Annotated in this window: 14 protein-coding genes; 4 read left to right on the top strand and 10 right to left on the bottom strand. The window is 46.9% G+C overall.

Translation table 11 applies throughout. The annotated features are described in order from the left end of the window. Position 1 precedes the first annotated feature (1 nt). On the bottom strand, positions 2 to 1,057 hold the full coding sequence (locus AC58U0_RS28350) for a DNA cytosine methyltransferase (protein WP_497382196.1): 1,056 nt from the start codon (positions 1,055 to 1,057) through the stop codon (positions 2 to 4). 328 nt (positions 1,058 to 1,385) lie between these two features. Between AC58U0_RS28350 and AC58U0_RS28345 the strand changes: the two genes are divergently transcribed. Beyond that, the gene (locus AC58U0_RS28345) at positions 1,386 to 1,784 is read left to right on the top strand and encodes a helix-turn-helix domain-containing protein (RefSeq protein WP_497382195.1); all 399 of its coding nucleotides are present in this window, start codon (positions 1,386 to 1,388) and stop codon (positions 1,782 to 1,784) included. A 422-nt stretch (positions 1,785 to 2,206) separates the two neighbouring features. On the opposite strand, the gene AC58U0_RS28340 is transcribed toward AC58U0_RS28345, so the two are convergent. From AC58U0_RS28340 to AC58U0_RS28320, 5 genes are all read right to left on the bottom strand, one after another. Then, the gene (locus tag AC58U0_RS28340) at positions 2,207 to 3,007 is read right to left on the bottom strand and encodes an HNH endonuclease (protein ID WP_497382194.1); all 801 of its coding nucleotides are present in this window, start codon (positions 3,005 to 3,007) and stop codon (positions 2,207 to 2,209) included. A 211-nt stretch (positions 3,008 to 3,218) separates the two neighbouring features. Continuing rightward, complete coding sequence (rlmD, locus tag AC58U0_RS28335) at positions 3,219 to 4,649, bottom strand: 23S rRNA (uracil(1939)-C(5))-methyltransferase RlmD (RefSeq protein WP_497382193.1); 1,431 nt, start codon at positions 4,647 to 4,649, stop codon at positions 3,219 to 3,221. 244 nt (positions 4,650 to 4,893) lie between these two features. Further along, the gene (locus tag AC58U0_RS28330; RefSeq protein ID WP_497382192.1) at positions 4,894 to 5,880 is read right to left on the bottom strand and encodes a diacylglycerol kinase; all 987 of its coding nucleotides are present in this window, start codon (positions 5,878 to 5,880) and stop codon (positions 4,894 to 4,896) included. After that, positions 5,859 to 6,692: a sirohydrochlorin chelatase gene (locus AC58U0_RS28325; protein WP_497382191.1), complete on the bottom strand. Its 834-nt coding sequence runs from the start codon at positions 6,690 to 6,692 to the stop codon at positions 5,859 to 5,861. The genes AC58U0_RS28330 and AC58U0_RS28325 overlap by 22 nt, the downstream gene beginning before the upstream one ends. A 123-nt stretch (positions 6,693 to 6,815) precedes the next feature. Next, complete coding sequence (locus AC58U0_RS28320; RefSeq protein WP_029198698.1) at positions 6,816 to 7,106, bottom strand: YerC/YecD family TrpR-related protein; 291 nt, start codon at positions 7,104 to 7,106, stop codon at positions 6,816 to 6,818. Between the two features lie 239 nt (positions 7,107 to 7,345). On the opposite strand from AC58U0_RS28320, the gene AC58U0_RS28315 reads away from it, so the two are divergent. After that, complete coding sequence (locus tag AC58U0_RS28315; RefSeq protein ID WP_497382190.1) at positions 7,346 to 7,978, top strand: aminotransferase; 633 nt, start codon at positions 7,346 to 7,348, stop codon at positions 7,976 to 7,978. Between the two features lie 138 nt (positions 7,979 to 8,116). Here AC58U0_RS28315 and AC58U0_RS28310 read toward each other — a convergent pair whose 3' ends face one another. Further along, positions 8,117 to 9,361, bottom strand: a complete 1,245-nt coding sequence (locus tag AC58U0_RS28310) for a DUF3048 domain-containing protein (protein WP_497382189.1) — start codon at positions 9,359 to 9,361, stop codon at positions 8,117 to 8,119. Positions 9,362 to 9,706: 345 nt separating this feature from the next. Here AC58U0_RS28310 and AC58U0_RS28305 point away from each other — a divergent pair, with 345 nt between their 5' ends. Next, positions 9,707 to 10,120, top strand: coding sequence for a thiol-disulfide oxidoreductase DCC family protein (locus tag AC58U0_RS28305; RefSeq protein ID WP_497382188.1), 414 nt, complete (start codon positions 9,707 to 9,709; stop codon positions 10,118 to 10,120). Between the two features lie 340 nt (positions 10,121 to 10,460). On the opposite strand, the gene AC58U0_RS28300 is transcribed toward AC58U0_RS28305, so the two are convergent. Both AC58U0_RS28300 and AC58U0_RS28295 read right to left on the bottom strand, forming a co-directional pair. Further along, positions 10,461 to 11,246 (bottom strand): DODA-type extradiol aromatic ring-opening family dioxygenase, encoded by a 786-nt coding sequence (locus tag AC58U0_RS28300; protein ID WP_497382187.1) that lies wholly within the window; start codon positions 11,244 to 11,246, stop codon positions 10,461 to 10,463. Between the two features lie 304 nt (positions 11,247 to 11,550). Next, positions 11,551 to 12,534, bottom strand: coding sequence for an N-acetylmuramoyl-L-alanine amidase family protein (locus tag AC58U0_RS28295; RefSeq protein ID WP_497382186.1), 984 nt, complete (start codon positions 12,532 to 12,534; stop codon positions 11,551 to 11,553). Between the two features lie 215 nt (positions 12,535 to 12,749). On the opposite strand from AC58U0_RS28295, the gene AC58U0_RS28290 reads away from it, so the two are divergent. Further along, positions 12,750 to 12,878 carry a hypothetical protein gene (locus AC58U0_RS28290; protein WP_497382185.1) on the top strand — a complete coding sequence of 43 codons (129 nt, stop codon included), beginning with the start codon at positions 12,750 to 12,752 and terminating at the stop codon, positions 12,876 to 12,878. Between the two features lie 14 nt (positions 12,879 to 12,892). Here AC58U0_RS28290 and AC58U0_RS28285 read toward each other — a convergent pair whose 3' ends face one another. Continuing rightward, positions 12,893 to 14,941, bottom strand: coding sequence for a methyl-accepting chemotaxis protein (locus AC58U0_RS28285; protein ID WP_497382184.1), 2,049 nt, complete (start codon positions 14,939 to 14,941; stop codon positions 12,893 to 12,895). Positions 14,942 to 15,432 lie beyond the last annotated feature (491 nt).

The raw sequence follows: 15,432 nt of genomic DNA, 5'->3' as shown, positions 1-15,432 counted from the left end.
CTTACTTCTGCATACTCGATAGCTTATTTAAACATTCAGCTGCTAACCTTTGAACAAGATCTACTGTGACTGCGTTACCAATCTGCTTATACTGTTTTGATTTAGGCATACCTCTCGGAAATGAAAATTGATTGTCTTTAAATCCCTGTAAACGCACACATTCAATGGGAGTTAACTTTCGAATCCCCCATTCATCACGTATAACAGGTACATTATGGCCACCTTCACCCATATTAGCTGTAAGGGTAAATGTACAATCGTTTTTGTTTTCTCTGACATATGCCCTACGTAATAAATATACAGAGTCTTCATTTCCTTCAGCCATTTTTTCCGCAAACATCTTACCGTACTTTGAATTCTCATCGAAATAAAACTCGGGTTCTGCCTTAAAATCAAGATCTAGAAAATCCCTTACATCTTTTAAACCAGATTCATCGCGGTCGGGAAACTTAAAATTGTTTTGCTTGAAGTATTCCTGTGAAAAAGCAACCATGTATAGTCGCTCTCGGTTCTGTGGAATATCTGTATGTTCCTTTGTGTTAAGCACATTTGCATTGCTTTTATCTGATAATAGGTTTCCCTTACTGTCTAAGGGAACTCGAAACCAATATCCAGCCCTCTTTATCTCTTCTTCAATAATATTAATTGTCTTCTTGTTGTTGTGATAAATTAAATTTTTAACATTCTCTAGAACCAGTATTTTGGGTCTATCCTTACCGAACTCTTTTAACAATCTAATAATTTCAAAAAATAATTGACCCCGAGGGTCTTTAAATCCTAGCTTGTTCCCTGCAAGAGAAAATGATTGGCATGGGAAACCTGCTGTAAGAACATCTACAGGCTCTAATTTATCAGTAATAACAGACAATTCTTCAATAGATTTTTCAAAAAGTTTTGTTTCCGGGTGATTGTGTCTGTATGTCTCGCAAGCATGCGGATCTATTTCATTTGCCCATATTACATTAAAACCTTCATTTTTAAAGGCTCTGCAAAAGCCACCGATTCCTGCAAATAAACTACCTACAGTATATGTATAGTGATTATCGTCTTGTTTCAATTTTCCAACTCCATTGTTAACATCTTAATTAGTGTTTAACATGTTTTAATAATCTCGAGGCATTTTCTTATATATTTCGACTAAAAGTGACTTAATTCCTTTTAAACCTCTATTATTACCATAAATTTTTGCCTCCTTTATTCCAACTGACCAACCTATATTTCTCCTCCTCAAGAAAGGTATTAATACTTTGCATTCATAAATTATTTTTAACCACTAGTTAACTTATACTTTAAATTAACCATAAGTTAACGTCAAGCTTTTATTTACGATTCACCTATAGTTAACTTATAATGTTTTTATAATAGTTTTAAAGGAGAAAGTAATAATGGATTTTCCTTCACGTTTAAAGCAACTTAGATTAAAAAACATTTTAACTCAAGAAGAACTAGGAAATAAAATAAATGTCTCTAAAGTTTCTATATCAGGTTACGAAAAAGGAAAAAGAAAACCTGACGTAGACACTCTAATAAAACTTGCTGATGCTTTATCAGTTTCTACTGATCATCTTTTAGGACGCGAAACATATGGTGAGGAACGCCTCAACAACGAGTTTGATAAATCAAATATAATATTGAGAGAGTCGCCTCAGGCATACTTAAGTTTAAGTAGTGGAGTTGAAATAAAGTTATCAAAAGAAGAGGTCTCTAGACTAGAAGAAGAATTGGAAATGTTCCGATTGTTGAAAGAGAATAGAAAGAAGAGAGAAAAAAGAAATGGACCCTGATCTGTTACAGGGTCCATTTAGTAATTATAGGGAAGAATTTGGCCTCCATTAGCAATGAAACAGAGTTTGAAGAAGTTTCTACTTGATACAACTAAGCACCAAAATAATCTTGGTGTAAATAGGTACTAGAGTTTGGAGATTAAGGTCCGTTTTCTTTCTCCTCTTCTTCTGTACGTATTCATATAGATGGCAGAGATGATGGATTTGATCATTATAATTTGGTGAGTGGGCATGGTAAAGCACAAAGGTTCTCTTATATTGGTTGTTATACGTGGAGTTAAGGGCTAACTTTAAGGTATTTTAGTATTTAAGTGCCCTTTAACATTCAATATTAACATCATCACTATGATATCGAAATATTAATGGAATATCTCTCATTCGTTGCATTGCTTTTTGGGAATTATATTTGCCATATTATGAAATTAAATGTTTTTTTTACTTTGGCAATGTATCCTGCTTTTCAATTCTTCTACAGTCATAATTTCATGTTTTCTCCGGTGTACCATACTATGACAGTTAGAACACAAAGGCACTAAATCCGTCTCCGGATTAAACATTTCAGTTATTTTTGTTATAGAGATAACATGATGTATCTCAATAAAGTCAGCGGCTAAGTCTTGACCATAAAAATCGTTAAAGTTAAACCCGCATCCCTTGCAGATGAAACCATGAATTTCTAATGCCCTAGCTCTATTTTTTCGTGAGCGCTCATAGATCAGATGAGTTCTTCTCCGTTGCTCTCCTTCCGGATCAGGAACAAATACATCTTCTTTGGTACCTCCATGAGTAGCCCTTTCGGAGACCATATTAAGGATAGCAGAAGCTTCGCCTTTCGAAACACTAAATAAGAACTTACTACGAGCAGGTCCCTTGTTTATTGAATAATCAGCTAAATAAACACGACCATAGTAAATGAATGGAGAATGATGCCTTTCCCTGTAGAACAAATAAACTTCATCACTCGAGTGCATAGTATAAGCTAAGCGCATGTCATTTTGATGATTTTCCTCGCCTTCCATATGAAGCAAATCATCCTCAAAATAATCCTCATACTGTGTTAGGCTTGACTGTTTTTCTTTTGTCACAAACAGGATTATAAGATTTTTACCACTCGGGGTAACAATACCTTTTCCAAGTGCCTGCCAACCCTTGTATCCCCACATCTTAGCAAGTACGGGTCTTTCGTATGCTCCACCGATAATCAAGTGCTCAAATGTTATCATAATTAATGTTTCTCCTCAACCTTGAACAGCACCGACTACCTGCTCCTTTATCTTCAAAATAATCATAAACTATCCTACATTAAGGCTAACCAGCACTGAAACCTACGAGGTCTCCGAACGTTTGCCGATGTCATGGCTTGTTGGGAGTTGCTACGGAGGATAAACAATGTAGAATCTGTACTAGTCTCAAAGCCACTCCATCACAACAATCTCAGCTATCTGTATCATTCCTAGTCAACAAAGCCACCGATTCTACGTGAACCGTATGCGGAAACATATCCACCGGCGTCACCTCCGCGACGCCGTACCCGCCATCGACGAGCATGCGCAGGTCGCGCGCCAGTGTCGATGCGCTGCACGACACATAGACGACGCGCCGCGGCTGCAGCTCGAGGATCGTCGCCAGCAGCGCCGGATCGCAGCCCTTGCGCGGCGGGTCCACCACGATCACGTCGGGCCGGACGCCCTGACGTGTCCACTCGGGGAGGACCACTTCCGCTGGGCCTGCCTCGAAGTGCACGTTCGTCATGCCGTTTAACTCGGCATTCTTCCGGGCATCCGCGATCGCCTCCTCGACGATCTCAACCCCATACACCTGTCCCGCCTTCTGGGCGAGGAACAGGGAAATCGTACCGATGCCGCAGTAGGCATCGACCACCGTCTCGCCGCCTGTCAGCGCGGCGTACTCCAGTGCCTTCCCGTACAAGACTTCCGTCTGGACGGGGTTCACTTGATAGAAGGATCGCGCGGAAATTGCAAATTTCACATCGCCGATATAGTCATAGATGACCTCGCTGCCCCACAGGACGCGAGTCTCATCCCCAAAAATAACATTCGTCTGTTTCACATTAATGTTATGGCAAATGCTCTTCACGCCGGGCAGTGCAGCCCGAATGCCAGCAACCCACTCGGCGACGCGAGGAATCTCCACACCATTGGTCACCAAAACGACCATGATCTCACCCGTGCGGAAGCCGACTTTAACGACGACATGGCGAAGCAGTCCGTCATTACGCTCTTCATTATAAGCGCGAATACCAAGCCGCACGCCGATCTCTTTCACACGAGCAACGACTTCGTCGTTCGACTCATGTTGGATCAAGCACTCATCCATATTGATGATGCGATGGCTACCCTGCGCATAGAACCCGCCGATGAGGCCGCCCTGCTCTTCCCCAAAAGGAACCTGAGCCTTGTTCCGATACCGCCACGGATCGGCCATCCCGAGCGTAGGATGAACAACAATTCCTTCATCTGAAGCACCAGCATCATGATGACCTATTGTTGGCTCCCCCGCAACCTGCAGCTTCCCAATCCGCTGCAAATTATCCACAACCTGCTGGCGCTTCACGCGAAGCTGCGCCTCATAACTCAGGTGCTGCAGCTGACAGCCGCCACATTCCTCATATATCCCACAATCCGGCTTCACCCGATCCGGACTCACTTCCAGCACTTCCACAAGCGCAGCATAACCATACTGCTTCTTCAAATGCCCCACCCGCACAAGAGCACGCTCTCCAGGCAGCGCACCAGCGACAAAAAGGGTAAAGCCGTTCACACGGCCCACCCCTTCGCCATCATGGCTGATCCCAATGATCTCAGCCTCATATTGCTGCCCGATCTGCACCGGCAGATCCGCCATCCAAGCCGGAGCCACCTTCGCGACGGACTTCCCTCTATTCCCTGAATTCCCTACATTTCCTGAATTCCCTGTCCTACCGGAATTCCCTCTATTCCCTGCCGTCCCAAACTTCCCAGTTCCTCTATCTTTACCTGACACAGAGCCAGATTTACCTTTTGCTCTCATAAGACCCTCACTTTAATAAAAACCTAAAATTAAACAATAGCTCAATCTCTTATTTAGTTAGCAGGACGAAAAGGTTGTATTACTCCTGCTCCTCATCTCCATGACTTTGCCCATTCCCTCTCAAATGAAACGGCGTAGTCAACGTCTCTAGGAACGTCTTCTTATAAATCGACTGCCCCGACTCATCCACAATAATCTGCAAATGACTCTTCAAATTCGTCATTACGCAAGGCAGCGTGCCCCCGAACTCCCCATCCAGATTCAACTGGACGTAGTCCGGCGAATTAATCTCAATGTGATTCGTTTGGAAATAAATCAGATTCGGATCGCTCAAATGCTCGCCGCGCAGTGCGAGCGTAACCACTCTAATAAACTCAGCAAGATTACACTTGCGTAGAATCAGCACATCGAACAATCCATCATTCATACTCGCTTCCGGAGCCAGCTTCTCAAAGCCTCCAACGGAGTTGGAGTTGCCGACAAGGAACAACATGACTTCCTCATGAAATTCCTTGTCGCCTGCCTTGACGTACAGCTCAATCGGCTTCAGCCTAGGCAGTTTCTCGAGTCCCTTCATATAATAGGCCAACTGGCCGATCATGGTCTTGAGCTTGCTTGGGACTTCGTACGTCAGCTCGGTCATCGAGCCGCCGCCGGCGATATTAATGAAGTAGCGGTTGTTGATCTTGCCTACATCGATGTCGGTTGTATACTGTTGAACGATCAGGTCGCAGGCGTACTCCAAATTCTTAGGAATGCCCAGCGCTCGGGCAAAATCATTGGTCGTTCCCAGCGGCAAAATGCCCAGCGGGGGCCTGCCCTCCCTCTCGGCCATGCCGTTGACGACTTCGCACAGGGTACCGTCTCCACCTGCAGCGATGATCAGATCGAAGCCTCGGCTAACGGCCTGTGCCGCTGCGAGTGTTGCGTCGCCTTCACCGATGGTAGCGTGAGTGGATGTTTCGAAGCCGCCCCGCTCTAGGCGCTGAAGAATTTCTGGCAACCGTTTTTTCATTTCTTCCCGGCCAGAAGTCGGATTATAGATCAGTCTTGCTCTTTTGACCATTGCGTCTCATCACCTGTTTCGCCTTCTGCGATTTCTGAAGCAATCTGCTTCTCGATCCATTTGGAAATTAGCGGACTAGGCAGCAGCGCCCGTCCATTGTACCGATATTCGAACCCTTCCATGCGGGAAGGGATGACTTGCGTCGTGAAATAGCCTTCACTTAGAAAAAGCGGCGCAACGACGATCGTATGGCCAGGCTTCTTCTGAGCCCACCCTGTCATCTTCCGTTTCACTTGATCTGGCAAAAGCATAGCGACATCCGCCTCGTCGTAGCCGCCTAACACTTTCAACCGCTCTGCGAGCAGCTCTAAGCCTTGGCGCCACTTAAGATGGAAGCCCTTCTCTTTACTTCCGTGACCGATGAGCAGGACGATTTCCTGACTTGGCGATTCGGAAAGCTCTTTGATTTTCGCATAAATAATCTCAGCAATAACGGGGTCGTCATCAATTGGTGATGTGAAATGAATGCGCGCCTTGATATCAAATGGTTCCATATCTGTCTCGAGCAGTGGCTGCTCAATCACACCTAGGGCGTAGCTGATTTCATCAATATGTGTACTCCCAGAGGACACGAACAGTGGCACGACGATAATATCCGTCACGCCTTGTGCCTCTAAACTGTAAATACCATCTTGAATTAATCGGCCTTCCACCAACTCTAAATAAGAAGCGTAGATTGGAACATTCATCGGCATCCTGACGGCAGACACGGCATCATCGACCAGCTGAACCCAGCCCTCATCCCGAGATCCATGGCTTATGACTAGCACACCATACTCACTCATTTTGTTTTCCCCACCCGTTCTAACCATGCCTATAAATCCTATGCTAACGAATGTGTTCACACATGTCAATTGACCTGCAAATAAACAGGAAAAATCCCGCATTACGCAAGTAACGCAGGATCTTGAATTCTTTTTCGAACAACGACTTCATTAACGACCTAAACGATCCAGTGTCAGCACGTAGCCATCGTTTCCGTAGTTCAGGCATCTTTTGACACGAGAAATGGTTGCTGTTGATGCGCCCGTCTCGGCTTCGATTTGGTTATACGTACAGCCCTTGCGCAGCATGCGAGCAACCTCAAGGCGTTGGGAAAGCGATTGAATCTCGTTCACGGTGCATAAGTCATCAAAAAAGACATAGCACTCTTCAATATCTTTGAGCGTCAGCACGGCTTCAAAAAGCTGGTCTATTGCTTTATCATTTAATTTTTTTAATTGCATAGGTTGTCAACTCCCGGTAGAAAAGCATGTTAGCTTATAAGTTCAGTTAAGCTCCTGTGTATCATTCGACACGTCACGTATAAATCCTTCCTTTAGGATTGCGAAACGTTAAAATTTCTATGCGTTAATGAGGTGAATTGTGACATTTAACTAGACCCGTGACATTCGTCCATACCAACGGTAGGCAAGTGACATATCCTGTAGGAGACAAATCTGATAATAAAGGATCGTGAATCCTCGTGAGCAACCAAAGACAAATCATTGGCAATGGCGGTAATCGTCCTGAGGTGTATACAAGAAGCTTAACTTTACCTCCGCAAATTGGTGATGGCGGCTTCGGCCAATATCCAGGCTTAGGCGGTGGCGGCAATCTATTTTCTCAAGGCGGAGGATTTCCTACCCCTTTTGAAGGAGGTGGTAATTTCTTCGGCAGCCCTAGCAGCGGTAGTGCTGGCGGCGGATTGTTTGGAGGCGGCAGCGCGAACCCCAGCGGTGCTGGCGGAGGCGGAGGCGGTAATTTCCTCAGCAACCTCTTAGGCGGTGGCGGTGGTGGAGCTGCAGCTGGCGGGGCCTCGTCTAACCCACTGAGCGGCTTGAATTTGAAGCAAATCTCCGGCTTCGTTGAACGTATGGGTGGTATTGACGGCATCCTCGGCACAATGGGCAAGGTCCAGAAGTTTATGAGCACCTTTCAACAAATGGCACCTATGGTGAAAACCCTTTTTGGTGCGATTGGCAAAGGAAAAGTAAATTCATCGGACGATTTGGAAGAAATATTTAAACCCAAACGCAAACGCCGTAAGAAATCAAGCTCAGGCCCTAGAAGAAAAGGAGTCTCCAAAACCTCCTTAACCAAACGCAAACGCCGATAAGATTATCCTACACGGATCACTCTCAGGTCAACCTCTAGTCATATGCAGGTTAAAATAATTCAAAAATATGCACACGAGAAAGCCGCCTCGTCTTGGTTCTAAACCCAAGCAGGGCGGCTTCTCTGCGCCTATCTAGTGCTATTCCATTTTCAGCGCTGTGCCCTCCGGCACGATCTGAATCCAGGTGTTGCCCGGCAGCAGCGGCACTTCCTTGCCACCCTCCGCATAGGCGCGAAGCATGCCATTTTTGCGCTCCCACGTGATCTGCTGAGATTTGCCCTCTTGCAGAATGAGACCTTTACCAGGTCCAAACACGTCGACTTCACGGCGCCCTTCTTTGTCCACAATCTTATGTTTGCTCTCGAGTACGAGCAGATTTTTGGTTTGCAGCTGTTTGCCCGTCTCCTTGTCGAGATGCGGCTTGCCCTCCATACTGCGCTTGTACACACCTTCAGCGGCATTGTATTCATAGGAAGCGAAATACCCTTGGATATAAGGAATTTGAATATAATTCACGGCTGCGCCCGTAAGTTTGCTTTGACCATCCTTGGCAAAAGTGAGCAGAGGCCCGTTCCATTCGGAGCGGAATTTACGCGCCTCGGCGCCCTGCTTCATTTTATCCACAGAGGTATAAAGATTGTGCGGTGCTTTACGATCGGTCGCGCGCCAGTAGTAGGCGCCATCGCCGTACACCTCATCGAGATGGGCCAGCTTGCGGCCTGCCATCATATCCATCGCTTCCTGACTCCAGCCGGCATGGACGATAACCGCATCGAGCGCGTCGCCGATCTCCACGAAATAAGGGCGTATGCTGCGCACGGGACCAATGGTCTTCGCTGCTTGGCTCTGGAACACGGAGACGAATCTCGTAATCTCGCCCTCTGCGAGAATCTCATAGACGATGTCCGCCTGATCTAGGCCGGTTTGGGGCCTGGCTTGCGGGGCATTTTCGACCATGACCATGAAGGGCCGGGTCTTCACTTCTTTATCGGTTGGCAAACCCGTTAGCGGGAATCTGTACGGCAGCTCCGTCTCCACAGCTGTGGTCGCAGGTTTGGAAGGCGGCGATGCGGCAGCGGACGTGGCTTCAGCAGCATTCGGGCTGGCGGATGGTAAGGAGGCAGGCGTATCGCTGCAACCAACAATGGCTATGACAGAGCATCCAAGGACGAGCCAGGCGCTAAGGTTTTTTTTACGGAATAAAGGCAATGATTTCAACAGGGCTGCACCTCTTCTCTTAATCGTTCTAGTAAATGTATATGCTAGTGATGCGATAGGTAGAAGACTTTTTGTGCTAATGGTGCTGAGGTAGTTGGACCCGCGACTGTGATATAGTAGGGAGAGATGTATGATGTGTATGTTGCTAGGTAAGTGCTGAGTCATAGACGTGCTTACCGGATTGCTTCCGGTTGGTTAATTAGCTTGTTTACGGGTTGCATGATGGACTTGAGCTTGGCTGCTGGAATGCTACTTTTCGCGCGATGAGTATGTTTAAAACAAGTTAATGCATTTTGTGCATCAAATTCAGCTCAAAAAGGCGTTTTCAGCAGATCTGCTGCAAAAACTACAGCTAATTTCTTCAATACACGTTAAATTGGCTAAAATGGACCATTTTTGCTGCACTTTTTGCAGCTTCTACCTTTATAGACGGTCTGATCACCGGAATTAGATGCACTTTTTGCATCAAGCACTTAACTTTTCCCTACTCGCCAAAAAGGAGGCTATTCCATGACCAAGCTTACCGATGACCATGCCATCGTAATGTTCGACGGGGTCTGCAATCTGTGCAACGGAGCGGTTCAGTTCATCCTGCGGAACGACCCGAAGGGGATTTTCCGCTTCGCTTCCTTACAATCGGATAGCGGCCAAAAGCTGCTCGAGCAAAACAACCTGCCTATGGATATCATCAGCACGATCGTCCTGATCGAGGGCGGCCGCTCCTATACCCGTTCGACCGCTGCACTGCGTATTGCCCGGCGTTTGCGTGGCGCTTGGCCTCTAGCATATGCGGCCATCATCATTCCCGCTCCGCTGAGGAATCTGGGCTACTCGTTCGTAGCGCGCAACCGCTATCGCTGGTTCGGCAAAGCCGAGCACTGCATGCTGCCGAAGCCTGAGTTCAAGGCACGATTCTTGGATTAGCGACCGGGATGTTTTCAACTCAGTTTCGCTCAGGCTCCAACCGATACTCGCTAGTTTACCGCTGTTTCGCTCGGTTTCCTTATGGTTCTCGCTTAGCGTTCTGAGCAGTTCCCACTCGATTTCCTTATGGTTCTCGCTTAGTCTTCCGCGCAGTTCCCGCTCGATTTCCTTATGGTTCTCGCTTAGTCTTCCGCGCAGTTCCCGCTCGATTTCCTTATGGTTCTCGCTTAGTCTTCCGCTGTTCCCCACTCAGTTCTGCTTGGCTCTTGCTTAGTATTCCATGCGCTTCTCGTACGTTCCAGCTCTGTTCAAGCACGATTTGGGCAGAACTATTTTGTCCCTACGACTTCCTCATCCCGCCAAACATCCAACAGCACAAGCTCAGCGTGCCCATCTGAAAGCTATGATGCAGCAGCTTTGCCCTGCGTGCAGTGTCTGCTGCACCTAGTGCAAGAAGCAAAGGCGCAAAATGCTCCGGCGTCGGAACCGCCTCACGAGCGTTAGGCGCTCTTTCGTCATATCGAACAAGCGCATCCAAATTCCACGTCTCCAGCTGCTCCGCCAACCACTCATCGAATTCCACCGCCCACACCTGCGGCACAGGATTATTCTGATCCAACCTGCGTAAGTTGTGAACCGTCCCGCCACTGCCGAGGATGAGAACATCCTCTTCCCGCAAGGGGCCTAATGCCGCGCCGATGCGATAATGCTCTTCCGCCGTTAGACGCGGATTCACAGAGAGCGCCACCACCGGTATTTGCGCATCTGGATACATAATGTGCAGCGGTGCCCACGCCCCGTGATCCAAGCCTCGCTCATCATCGAGCTCACAACGAATGCCTTCTTCCTGAAACAATCGCTGTATATGTAAGCTTAGCGTCAAATCCCCTTTAGCTGGGTACTTAATGTCATAAAGCTTTTCTGAAAAGCCCGAGAAGTCATAAATCGTTTCTAGATGAACCGCCGAGCTAATCTTCTGCACGGGGCTTTCCCAATGTGCACTGAACAGCACGATGGCTTTGGGCGCAGGAATGCTCTTGGCCAGCTTCTGCAAAAACTCAGTGTAAGCATGCTGCTCGATCGCCAAACTCGGTGCTCCATGGGCAATGAAAAAAGATGGCAGCATGGCAGATCCCCTTTCTTCCTAAATGGTAACTTTTTACCAATATACTATACATTATACGCCTTTGGGCACAAATAAAACCTGACCGATGGCCAGGTTCTTGTCTAAAGCCTATGTTTGAGCATGGGGAACGAACTTTACTTTGGTATCACTCGCTCGTTTAGATAATCTTCTCAGTTGTAAAGATGAAATATATCTCTACAGACACGATTTCACTTCCCCTTCGCATCTGTAACGATGAAAAACATCTTTACAGCTCGTGCACTGGCTATAGGTTACTGCTCACTTTGCAGGGTATAGAGGCGGCTCATCGGATATTCAAAAACTGCTCAATCCCGTCCGCGATACCTCGGGCCAGCTTCTTCTGATATTCCGCCTCCGACATCAGCTCATCTTCTTCCGGATTGGTCATGAAGCCTAGCTCTACCAGCACGACTGGCACTTTGGACCAATTGAAGCCTGATAAGTCGCTGCGTGCTGACAGTCCTCTTCCAGCCTTTTCGGTCGCAGCCTTCAGATGATGTAGGATAAAGCCAGCTGCTTCATGGCTTTCAGATGCGATAGGCTTCACCGCTGCTGTGGAAGCCGACGGATACAACACCGAAAACCCTTTGGTCTTCGGTGAACTATCGCCATCCGCATGAATGCGCACAGCCAGCGCTGCTCCTGCTTCGTTTGCCATATCCGCGCGCTGCTTGTTGCTGATATCGACCTCATGCGACTCGCGGGTCATCGCGACCTCTATGCCACGGCGGACCAGCTCGTCCTTGATCAACAGAGAAACTTCCAAGTTGAGCACGTATTCCGGTTTTTTCGTTCGTACACCGACCGTGCCGGAGCTGACCTTTGGCTTGGTTTCCCGCGTATCCGGACCTACCAACTCAGGCGCATTATTACCTTGGCGCTGATGTCCGGGGTCCAGCATGACGAGCTTTCCTTGGTGTGGCCTGGCAGCGGTTTTGGAAGCCGCGGGCTCTGTTCTAGGCTCTTTCGCAGGCTCTGCTGTAAGATCTGCTGCAGGCTTTGTTTTAGGCGCTGGTGCAGCCTCTATCCTAGCCTCTGCTGCAGGCAACTGCAATGATGTTTCAGCGGTAGGACTTTCCGCCACCGGCTGCTTGGTCACGCTGCTCGCGACCGCAGACGTTTCCTTATTTACTATGGGCGTTTCCTGCGGTACAGCCGATCCTTCCATTACTTGAGCCGAACAACCAGCCGCGACCAGAACTAGGACCATCCATACGGCAACACTTATGAAAGCCATCCACAGCTTCCGATTTTTTGTTACCTTCACGGTTCTCCGCCTTTCATGTTGTTGTTTTCACACGGCTCTCCGCCTTTCATGGTGCTGCTTCACAGGGGTTCTTCGCCTTTCAGGTTGCTGCTTTCACACGGTTCTCCGCCTTCATTATACTGGTTCTTCGCCCTGGGCGAATCACCCGATGCATGAAACAAACATCTCCTGCCAAAACTATCCTTTATATAAACAAAATAGAAGGAGGTACTCACATGAATACCCTCTGGTACTTCATTGCTCACCACTGGATATCGATTGCTTTAATCATCGGTGTACTCGTTGCCTTTTGGTACGAATACAAAAACAAGGACAAGTATATCAGAGGCACCGATGACAATTAATTTCTTTCTTGTTATTATACCTTAAATACCTTGACGACTTCTTGGAGCTCGTCAGCCATTTTGGACAGCGATTGAGAAGCTGCGCTAACTTCTTCCATGGAAGCAAGCTGCTGCTCAGCTGCTGCGGCTATGCTGTGTGTGCTCTCTAGCGATTTACTGGAAATCGCACAAATTTGCTCGACAACCTCAACCATATGTTTCGAGTCGGATTGAATGAAGACAGCCGATTGAGACACTTCTTTCACATGTCCAAAAACATCCTCCACCGCTTGAAGAATAGCCAGGAACGCAGCCTTCGCACTTTCGCTCATTAAGGTTCCATCATTGACTGCTTGAGTACCCTTATTCATGGAAGCTACCGCACTGTTAATTTCAGCTTGGATGTCACTGATTAAGCTGCGAATACGGTCCGCTGCTGTCGCGGATTGTTCGGCCAGCTTGCGAACTTCGGTCGCAACGACGGCGAAGCCCTTACCGTGCTCGCCAGCCCGTGCTGCTTCAATCGAGGCATTGAGCGCTAACAAGTTCGTTTGGCTGGATAAAGAGGTAATCAGCGTGATCATTTCCCCGATTTGCAGCGATTTCCCGCTGAGCTCATCTACAATCATGGAGGATTGCTCCATATTGCGATGAATGAGTTTCATTTGCTCCGTTACCTCGCCTACGGCTCTGTTCCCTTTTTCAGCTGTCTCGGCGGTTTTTTCTGTCGAAACATTTACCTTCTTAACGCCGTCCACAATCGATACAAGCCGCTTGGCGATATCGGTAACCGTCTTTTTCGACGTATCATTCATATGGCTCTGTTCATCTGCGCTTGCAGCGACTTGCTGGATGGAATCTGCAATCTGCTCCGTCGCTCTCGAAGTTTCCTCTGCGCTTGCCGATAATTGCTCGGACATAGAAGCAACGGTGTGCGTGTGCATGGAAATAGATCCCAGCATCGTACGAAGCCTCTGAATCATTTCATTGAAGGAATGCCCCATTTGACCTAATTCATCACTCGTTTTCACTTCCATATGCTGCGTTAAATCACCTTCCGCGATGCGACCTGCCATCACTTTGGCTTTTCGTATTAGGTTAATCAGGTATCGGCTGAATAAAATAATCACAAGCACCATGATGACGAGCGCGATCAGTCCGCCTATACCCAAAGAAACGACAAGCTTATTCACAGGCTCTAGCAGCTCTTTCTCTGGCATAACGAGCGCAATCGTCCAGCCGGTTTCCGGTATTTTTTGATAATAAACACGATTAATCCCCTTGTCATCTGTGATGGTGGACTGGCCATTTGACTGTGAAAGCAGTGTTGGCGCCAGCGCACTTATCGACGAGTTCGGGTCTTTATCCATACTGACCTTCATTACCTTGGACTTATCCGGCAGAGCTAGATAGTTGCCTTTGGCATCGACCATGAACGCCCAGCCTGTGCGGCCTACCTTTGTTTCTTCAACAAGCTTTTGCAAGCGAGCCAGGTTAAAATCGCCGGTGATAACAGCGAGAAATTGCTTTTTTTGATCATAGACTGGCACACTCGCCGTCACCATGGTGACTTTCGTCGGTTCGTCATAGTAAGGATCAGAGTACGCAAACGCTTGTTTCGTGTCCTGAGCCACTTTGTACCAATCCCAGTGCGGATAATCGTAATCGGCTGCATTATAGTCTTGCGTTAAGTTTATTTTATCCCCTTCTCGGAACGCGTAAGACGAAAAATATTTCGTTTTGGCATTGTACTTGAAAGGTTCAAAGAAAATTCCTAAACCAAATGTATCTTCACTCATGGCCAAATCATTACTTAGTATTTTATTATAGTTGTCCAAAGTTAACTGGTTAGGTGCAAACTCAACCGTCCTGGCAACCACTTCTCCCACTTTACGATGCGCAACAAGCTTCCCATTAATGCTGCTGGTCACACTTTCTAGCTGCTGCTGCATTTTGAGCCCAATTTCGTTATTAATTAGTCCTTTACTATTTACGTATGCGAACGCCACAATGCCAAACAGAGTAACAACAATCAGAGGAACAAGCAGCAACATAAATTTACTTTGAATACTTTTTAGCTTCATTATCTTCATCGCCCCCGCTTATCTCTATGATTACTGATTATCACTATGAATTCCGCGTTATTTCGACAAATACCTCTTATTTTAGACATTATTTGAGTAAATTTATTATTAAGGTCATTCACTAGTAATCGACCTCATTAGAAGTGGTTTATCGCAAGATAAACCTAGTCTGTAACTATTACGAATCAAAATAAGCTTACTCAGATGAAGCTATTACGACCTGCTTCTGGTACAACTCGCATCCGCTCTTACAAGCTGTCTTGCACAACCCGGGCCTTCTACGAATAGCGGTTTAGCTAGAAACGAATAAGCAAGCTTACCTTGCTTATTCGTTCTAATATCGGAGCATCTCGTCAGATAAGACCACAGCGCATGCTTATTAGCTGATAAACGAGACTTCCATGGTGTAGTAGCCAACAATAAGCAAGCCTAGCTTGCTTATGCAATCATAGCCGGGGTCTTTAAGACAAATAAGCTACTTCAGTTGCCTT

This window comes from Paenibacillus sp. J31P190 (assembly GCF_059692075.1).
The sequence above is the reverse complement of the archived record's forward strand: the minus strand, read 5'-3'. Positions and strand labels throughout refer to the sequence as shown.

What these genes read in the sequence shown, in the direction of transcription:
- AC58U0_RS28345 (WP_497382195.1), top strand. Translation starts at nt 1,386, where the DNA reads ATGGATTTTCCTTCACGTTTAAAGCAACTTAGATTAAAAAACATTTTA.
- AC58U0_RS28340 (WP_497382194.1), bottom strand. Translation starts at nt 3,007, where the DNA reads ATGATAACATTTGAGCACTTGATTATCGGTGGAGCATACGAAAGACCC.
- rlmD (WP_497382193.1), bottom strand. Translation starts at nt 4,649, where the DNA reads ATGGCGGATCTGCCGGTGCAGATCGGGCAGCAATATGAGGCTGAGATC.
- AC58U0_RS28330 (WP_497382192.1), bottom strand. Translation starts at nt 5,880, where the DNA reads ATGGTCAAAAGAGCAAGACTGATCTATAATCCGACTTCTGGCCGGGAA.
- AC58U0_RS28325 (WP_497382191.1), bottom strand. Translation starts at nt 6,692, where the DNA reads ATGGTTAGAACGGGTGGGGAAAACAAAATGAGTGAGTATGGTGTGCTA.
- AC58U0_RS28320 (WP_029198698.1), bottom strand. Translation starts at nt 7,106, where the DNA reads ATGCAATTAAAAAAATTAAATGATAAAGCAATAGACCAGCTTTTTGAA.
- AC58U0_RS28310 (WP_497382189.1), bottom strand. Translation starts at nt 9,361, where the DNA reads ATGACTCAGCACTTACCTAGCAACATACACATCATACATCTCTCCCTA.
- AC58U0_RS28305 (WP_497382188.1), top strand. Translation starts at nt 9,707, where the DNA reads ATGACCAAGCTTACCGATGACCATGCCATCGTAATGTTCGACGGGGTC.
- AC58U0_RS28300 (WP_497382187.1), bottom strand. Translation starts at nt 11,246, where the DNA reads ATGCTGCCATCTTTTTTCATTGCCCATGGAGCACCGAGTTTGGCGATC.
- AC58U0_RS28290 (WP_497382185.1), top strand. Translation starts at nt 12,750, where the DNA reads ATGAATACCCTCTGGTACTTCATTGCTCACCACTGGATATCGATTGCT.
- AC58U0_RS28285 (WP_497382184.1), bottom strand. Translation starts at nt 14,941, where the DNA reads ATGAAGCTAAAAAGTATTCAAAGTAAATTTATGTTGCTGCTTGTTCCT.